The organism is Alistipes megaguti (genome assembly GCF_944320325.1).
GTDB lineage: Bacteria > Bacteroidota > Bacteroidia > Bacteroidales > Rikenellaceae > Alistipes > Alistipes megaguti.
Genome location: NZ_CALUHA010000057.1, coordinates 1 through 7,328, shown reverse-complemented (window position 1 = coordinate 7,328; position 7,328 = coordinate 1). Strand labels below are relative to the sequence as shown.

6 protein-coding genes are annotated in these 7,328 nt (G+C 60.9%); 5 read left to right on the top strand and 1 reads right to left on the bottom strand.

What is annotated here, in order from left to right; all coding sequences use genetic code 11:
* Positions 1-121 precede the first annotated feature (121 nt).
* Positions 122-502: a 30S ribosomal protein S12 gene (gene rpsL, locus PUQ42_RS10155; RefSeq protein WP_087311249.1), complete on the bottom strand. Its 381-nt coding sequence runs from the start codon at positions 500-502 to the stop codon at positions 122-124.
* A 387-nt stretch (positions 503-889) separates the two neighbouring features.
* Between rpsL and PUQ42_RS10150 the strand changes: the two genes are divergently transcribed.
* The 5 genes from PUQ42_RS10150 to PUQ42_RS10130 all read left to right on the top strand — a co-directional run.
* Positions 890-1,600: a leucine-rich repeat domain-containing protein gene (locus PUQ42_RS10150; RefSeq protein ID WP_273373393.1), complete on the top strand. Its 711-nt coding sequence runs from the start codon at positions 890-892 to the stop codon at positions 1,598-1,600.
* Between the two features lie 219 nt (positions 1,601-1,819).
* Positions 1,820-2,536, top strand: a complete 717-nt coding sequence (locus tag PUQ42_RS10145; protein ID WP_122120150.1) for a hypothetical protein — start codon at positions 1,820-1,822, stop codon at positions 2,534-2,536.
* A 238-nt stretch (positions 2,537-2,774) separates the two neighbouring features.
* Positions 2,775-5,531 (top strand): leucine--tRNA ligase, encoded by a 2,757-nt coding sequence (gene leuS / locus PUQ42_RS10140; RefSeq protein WP_273373391.1) that lies wholly within the window; start codon positions 2,775-2,777, stop codon positions 5,529-5,531.
* 114 nt (positions 5,532-5,645) lie between these two features.
* A complete protein-coding gene (locus PUQ42_RS10135) occupies positions 5,646-6,524 on the top strand; it encodes an alpha/beta hydrolase (protein WP_394336842.1) in 879 nt (292 codons plus the stop codon).
* Positions 6,525-6,645: 121 nt separating this feature from the next.
* On the top strand, positions 6,646-7,328 hold a 683-nt coding region (locus tag PUQ42_RS10130), incomplete at its 3' end, for a PCRF domain-containing protein (RefSeq protein ID WP_273373390.1).

Here is a 7,328-nt window from a genome sequence, read left to right as displayed (position 1 = left end):
CGGGTCACGGCCACGTCTCCGAACTTCGGATCCGGAAGTAGAATTCGCTTTCTTGGCTTAGCTTTTCTCATTGCTATAAATGTTGTCTAAAGATTTTTTCTCAAGTGAGAGTTTCGGGGGATTACTTGCCTGCCTTGGGGCGTTTTGCACCGTACTTCGAGCGACGCTGGCGACGTCCGTCCACACCGGCCGAGTCGAGAGCTCCGCGAACCAGGTGGTAACGTACACCCGGGAGGTCCTTCACACGTCCGCCGCGAACCAGCACGATCGAGTGCTCCTGCAGGTTGTGGCCTTCGCCGGGGATGTAGGCGTTGACCTCCTTGCCGTTGGTCAGACGCACACGAGCCACCTTACGCATAGCCGAGTTAGGCTTCTTGGGGGTCGTGGTGTACACACGCGTGCAGACGCCACGGCGCTGGGGACAAGCGGCCAGGGCCGGGGACTTCGATTTGTCCTCGAGCGACAGACGACCGTTTCTCACTAACTGTTGAATAGTTGGCATTGTAAAAACTGTCCTTTAATGGTTAAAAAATTCTATCTCCATTGTCCAAAATGGACTGCAAAGGTACGCATTTTTTTGGAAATACAATATATAAGCCCATCTTTTTTGGCCTTTTTTCAGGAATTTGCGCCTTTTGCAATTCTTTTTACTGATCGTTTTTATAAAACTATATGAAATTACTTATACACATTCCCATAATCCCCTGTTCATCATCCGCTTATACGCTGCGCGCGAAATCCCGTGAACAGAGCCCGGCAAACCGGGGAAATCACACGCCATCCGCACCCAAACCGCCGGAAATCTTGCAGAATCCAGCCGAAAAACCTATATTTGTCAACAACAAACACTCCGACACATCCGCAAAGAAAACCCTAATAGCTCAACTTCATGAAAAACACAATCTTACTGCTATCCCTGGCCGTGCTGGCCACAGGGTGCGACAGGGGGGGGGGAGACGCTGACCCTCAACCCGTAACGTTCGAAAACACGGTTTTCGAAAACTATTGTGCGAGCCAGTACGACACCAACGGCGACGGAGTGTTCACGACCGACGAAGCCGCCTCGGTGAAAGAGTTGACCCTCGACGCCAACACGGACAAGAAGCTCACCGGCATCACCTCCCTGAGCGGAATCGAGAACTTCACCGGACTCGAAAAACTCTCCTGCACCATGTGCGAATTCACGTCGGTCGACCTGAGCCGCAACACCCGGCTGAAAGACCTGGCCCTGATGTACGGAAAACTGACAGCGCTCGACGTGAGCTGTCTCCCCGAGTTGGAGACCCTCAACTGCAACAACAACGCCCTGACGTCGATCGACCTGTCCCACAATCCGAAACTGCGGTCTCTCTTCGTGCAGGGCAACCGGCTCACAGCCCTCGACGTAGGCCACAACCCGGAACTCGAACTCCTCTACATCAACATGATGCCGAACTTCACCAACCAGATCGAGACGCTCGACGTAACGAAGAACCCGAAACTCACGCAACTCTACGCCATCAATATGACCTCTCTGAAGGAGTTGCGCATGTTGCAGGCCCACAAGGACGCCAACATCTTGATGTCGGTCCCCGAAACGACCCAGATCATTTACGAATAGTCCGAATCCCGATCCGATACACCTACGACCGATCCGACAGACCGATCCGCGACGCAGCCATCCGGCTGCGTTTTTTTACGTTTACGATTGCCGCCCGCTCTTCGCCCGACATCCGCAGCCGGAAAAGAGGGTCGGCACGGACTTTGCTCCCTTGCCCGGGAGTGCGGGGCCGAACGCCCCTCACCGGAACCACGACCGGAAACCAATTGCGACAAAACAATGAAACAGACCATGCTCACACTCTTCACCCCGCTGCTGGCGCTTCTGCTTTGCGGCACGGCTTGCAGTTCGGACGATTCGAACGCCGGCACTCCGAACCCGACTCCGACCCCTCCGGCTCCGCAACCGACCTCCTACGACATCTACACGGCCGGCTACAAACGGGTCGACTCGAAGGCTGCAGCCACCGTCTGGAAAAACGGCTCGGTGCTGTACACCTATTCGGTCACTCCGGCCTCGTCGCAGGCCCGGACGCTGCTGCTCGCGGGATCAGACCTCTATGCGGCCGGAAATCTGCTGACGGGCGGCACGCAGCAGGTCGGGCAGATCTGGCTGAACGGCGACGCCTACGAAACGCTGACCGACGGCACCACACCGGGCGATGTCCGGGGGCTCTTCCTGGCGGGCGGGACGCTCTATGCCGCCGGATCGAAGGGCGAGGAGGCTGTCGTCTGGAAGAACGGCACACAGCTCTACACCCTTTCGGACGGCACCTCCTCGGGCAGCATGCCCTACGCCGTGGCGGCCTGGGGCGACGATCTCTTCACGGCCGGGACGCTCTTCGGCAGCAGCCGCCACGCCGCCGTCTGGAAGGGCAGCGATCTTCTCTATACATTGGGACGCGGCGAGGCCTACGCAATGTACGTCGTGCCGCACTACGAAAGCGACGAAACGACCGGCGCGGAGGACTCGGGCGACACTTCCGGCAACAACTGAGCGGGCGGCCGTATCGCCCCACCGGTCCGGGCAGCCCGACTGCAACAAAACCGTTACAGCCGCACCGCGCTGCCCGCCGATCCGACGGATCCGGCAGATCCGGACCGTGAGCCGGCCCCGCACGGCAGAACAAACCGCCGCACACAGCCCCGTCCATGCAAAGAATCCCCAAAAAGGGTTCAATCTGAAAAACTTTTCGTATTTTTGTCGGAAAATCCGAAAATAGATCCGACAAGATATGGAGTACAATTTCAAGGAGATCGAGCCAAAGTGGCAGCAGCGCTGGCGCGAACGGAAGACCTACAAGGTGGAGACGGACCCCTCGCGTCCGAAATTCTACGTGTTGGACATGTTCCCCTACCCCTCGGGGGCGGGACTTCACGTCGGGCACCCGCTGGGCTACATCGCCTCGGACATCTACGCACGCTACAAACGGCTGAAGGGTTTCAACGTCCTGCACCCGATGGGTTACGACGCCTTCGGACTTCCGGCCGAGCAGTATGCCATCCAGACGGGCCAGCATCCGGCCGTCACCACCGAACAGAACATCGCCCGCTATCGCGAGCAGCTGGACAAGATCGGCTTCTCGTTCGACTGGGACCGTGAGGTGCGCACGTGCGACCCCACCTACTACAAGTGGACGCAGTGGGCCTTCCTCGAAATGTTCTCCCACTACTACGACCGCAAGCGCCAGCAGGCCCGTCCCATCGAGGAGCTCACGGCCGCCTTCGCAAAGAGCGGCACCGAGGGGATCGACGCCGCCTCGACGCAGGAGCTGCACTTCACGGCCGACGAGTGGAACGCGTGGGACGAGAAGCGCCGCGAACAGGTCCTGCAGAACTACCGCCTCGCCTTCCGCGCCGACACGATGGTCAACTGGTGCCCGAAACTGGGCACCGTACTGGCCAACGACGAGGTGCACGACGGACTGTCGGTGCGCGGCGGCTATCCGGTCGAGCAGAAGCGCATGAAGCAGTGGCTGCTGCGCGTGACGGCCTATGCCCAGCGGATGCTTGACGGGCTGGACCGGCTCGAGTGGAGCGATTCGCTCAAGGAGATCCAGCGCAACTGGATCGGACGGTCGGAGGGTGCGCAGGTCTTCTTCGACATCCAGGGTTCGGAGAAGAAGCTGGAGATCTTCACGACGCGCCCCGATACGATCTTCGGCGTGACGTTCATGGTCATCGCCCCCGAGCACGAGTGGGTCGGCGAGCTGACCACCCCGGAGAACCGTACTGCCGTCGAGGCCTATCTCCAGGAGACGAAGAAGCGCTCGGAGCGTGACCGCATCGCCGACACGAAACGCGTGAGCGGCGTGGCGACGGGCTCCTATGCCGTCAACCCCTTCACGGGGCGCGCCATTCCGATCTACATCTCGGACTACGTGCTGGCCGGCTACGGGACGGGCGCCATCATGGCCGTTCCGGCCCACGACTCGCGCGACTGGGCCTTTGCCCGCCACTTCGGGCTGGAGATCACGCCGGTGGTCGAGGGCGGCGACGTCGAAAAGGAGTCCTACGACGCCAAGTCGGGACGGATGATCAACTCGGACTTCCTCAACGGCATGGATGTCAAGGAGGCCATTCAGGTGATGTTCCGCGAGGTCGAGCGCCGCGGTCTGGGCAAACGCCTGGTCAACTACCGCCTGCGCGACGCCATCTTCTCGCGCCAGCGCTACTGGGGCGAGCCCTTCCCGATCTACTACAAGGACGACACGGCCTATCCGCTGCCGATGGACAAGCTGCCGCTCGAACTGCCGCCGATCGAGAACTTCGGCCCCACGGAGCAGGGCGAACCGCCGCTGGCCCGCGTCAAGGGGTGGCAGACTCCGGAGGGTTACCCCTATGAGCTGTCGACCATGCCGGGCTTCGCCGGATCGTCGGCCTACTACCTGCGCTACATGGACCCGCACAACGAACAAGCACTCGTGGGCCGGGAGGCCGACGAGTACTGGCGCAACGTCGACCTCTACGTCGGCGGCATCGAGCACGCCACGGGTCACCTCATGTACTCGCGTTTCTGGAACATGTTCCTCTACGACCTGGGCTACGTCTGCGAGGAGGAGCCCTTCAGGAAGCTCGTCAACCAGGGCATGATCCAGGGCCGGTCGAACTTCGTCTACCGCGTCGTCGGCACCAACAAGTTCGTCTCGCTCGGGCTGCGCGACCAGTACGAGACGCAGGAAATCCACGTCGACGTGAACATCGTCCGCAACGACCTGCTCGACCTCGACGCCTTCCGGGCGTGGCGTCCGGAGTTCCGCGATGCGGAGTTCATCCTCGAGGAGGGCAAGTATGTCTGCGGCTGGGCCATCGAGAAGATGTCGAAATCGATGTACAACGTCGTCAACCCCGACTACATCGTCGACACCTACGGCGCCGACACGCTGCGCATGTACGAGATGTTCCTCGGACCGCTCGAGCAGTCGAAACCCTGGGACACGAACGGCATCGACGGTGTTCACAAGTTCCTGCGCCGCTTCTGGCGGCTCTTCTACAACCGCGACGGAGCGTTCAGCGTTTCGGACGAACAGCCCACCGAAAAGGAGCTGCGCACGCTGCACAAGACGATCAAAAAGGTGAGCGAGGATATCGAAAACTTCTCGTTCAACACCTCGGTGGCCGCCTTCATGATCTGCCTCAACGAACTGGGCGACTGCTCGAAACGGGCGATCCTCGAACCGCTCGTGGTGCTGATCGCCCCCTTCGCCCCGCACATCGCCGAGGAGCTCTGGGAGGCCCTCGGAAAGAGCGGCTCGGTATGCGATGCACAATACCCGACCTATGACGAAAAACACCTCGTACAGAGCTCGTTCGAATACCCGGTATCGGTCAACGGCAAGCTGCGCTTCAAGAAGGAGTACGCCACGTCGATGACCCCGGCCGAGATTCAGGCCGACGTCGTCACGGCCCCCGAGGCCCAGAAGTGGATCGAGGGCAAGACCCCGAAGAAGGTGATCGTCGTCCCGGGCAAGATCATCAACATCGTCATCTGACCCCGGGGCAACCGAACCACCCACACCCCGATCAGCTCCGACGAACCGCCAAGAGAGAGAGTCCCGGCCACGCCCGGGACTCTTTTCCACCCGAAACCCCCAAAACCGGAAACCATGAACCGAACCCTTTTATCCATTCTGTCACTTCTGCTTATGAGCGTCAACGCATCGGCTCGGGAGTATGGCCAGGCCGCCACGATCCGTATCTGGGACAACGCCTCGGCCCCCCACAGCAACGGAATCACCACCCCCGAAGAGGAGCCCGAACCCAACCGGCTGGCCAACACCTCGACGGCCGAACTCTTTCTCTATCCGGCCGACACCTCGCGCCATGCCCCGACGGGACTGGGCGTCGTGATCTGCCCGGGCGGCGGCTACTCGCGTCTGGCCATCGACCACGAAGGGGTCCAGGTGGCCCGCTGGCTTGCGGAGAACGGCATCACGGCTGCCGTCCTGAAGTACCGCCTGCCGAACGGTCATCCGGAGGTTCCGCTCGAGGATGCCGAACAGGCGCTGCGGCTGCTGCGCGGCGAGGTTCCCGGCGCCGAGGACTTCGTCTGCCGGAAGGTCGGCATCATGGGCTTCTCGGCCGGAGGTCATCTGGCCGCCTACACCTCGACGATGGGGAGCGTAAGACCGGACTTCTCGCTGCTCTTCTATCCGGTCATCACGGCGAATCCCGGACATCAGGGATCATTCAACCAGCTGGTGGGCAAGGAGAACCGCACGGCCGAGACCGACGCCCGCTATTCGCTCGAAAACCAGGTGACGCAACAGACACCCCCGGCCCTGCTGCTGCTTTCGGACGACGACCGCACCGTACCGCCGGTGAGCAGCACGCGCTACTACAACGCCCTGAAGGAGCACGGCGTGAAGGCCTCGATGCACATCTACCCCACGGGCGGCCACGGATGGGGCATCCGCGACTCGTTCCGCTACAAGGCCGAGTGGCAGGCGGCACTGCTTGACTGGCTCAAAGCCTTCGAAGAATAACCGGCCGGCCCGAACGGATGCGGCGGACACCCCCGAACGGGATGTCCGCCGCGTGATTTTCAACGGGGGCCTTGCCGTTTCCCGATTATTCCGTATCTTTGCAGACAAAATACAACTATTCATGGCAGACAACTCCATATTGACCCGCCTCGACGGGCTGAAGCTCAAGTACGAGGAGATCGGGCAGAAACTCACCGACCCCGAGGTGATCGCCGACGTCAAGCAGTTCGTGCAGCTCAACAAGGAGTACAAGGAGCTCGAACCGATCATCGAAACCTCGGAGCGTTACCGCACGGCTCTGGCCAACCTGGCCGAGGCCAAGGATACCTACGCCAACGACAAGGACGAGGAGATGCGCGAGATGGCCCGCGAAATGATCACCGAACTCGAACCGCAGATCACCCAGCTCGAGGAGGAGATCAAGCTGCTCCTGATCCCGAAGGATCCGCAGGACTCGAAAAACGCCATCATGGAGATCCGCGGCGGTACGGGTGGCGACGAGGCCGCCCTCTTCGCCGGCGACCTGCTGCGCATGTATACGAAGTACATCGAGTCGAAGGGGTGGAAGTACGAGATCACCTCAGCCTCCGAGGGTGCCGCCGGCGGATACAAGGAGGTCGTCATGAAGGTCACGGGACAGAACGTCTACGGTACGCTCAAGTACGAATCGGGCGTCCACCGCGTGCAGCGCGTGCCGCAGACCGAAACGCAGGGACGCGTCCACACGTCGGCCGCTTCGGTGGCCGTGCTGCCCGAAGCCGAGGAGTTCGACGTCGAGATCTCGATGAACGACATCCGCAAGGA

Excerpts from the sequence above, each read along its gene's own strand:
- rpsL (WP_087311249.1), bottom strand. The coding sequence starts at position 502 with ATGCCAACTATTCAACAGTTAGTGAGAAACGGTCGTCTGTCGCTCGAG.
- PUQ42_RS10150 (WP_273373393.1), top strand. The coding sequence starts at position 890 with ATGAAAAACACAATCTTACTGCTATCCCTGGCCGTGCTGGCCACAGGG.
- PUQ42_RS10135 (WP_394336842.1), top strand. The coding sequence starts at position 5,646 with ATGAACCGAACCCTTTTATCCATTCTGTCACTTCTGCTTATGAGCGTC.
- PUQ42_RS10145 (WP_122120150.1), top strand. The coding sequence starts at position 1,820 with ATGAAACAGACCATGCTCACACTCTTCACCCCGCTGCTGGCGCTTCTG.
- leuS (WP_273373391.1), top strand. The coding sequence starts at position 2,775 with ATGGAGTACAATTTCAAGGAGATCGAGCCAAAGTGGCAGCAGCGCTGG.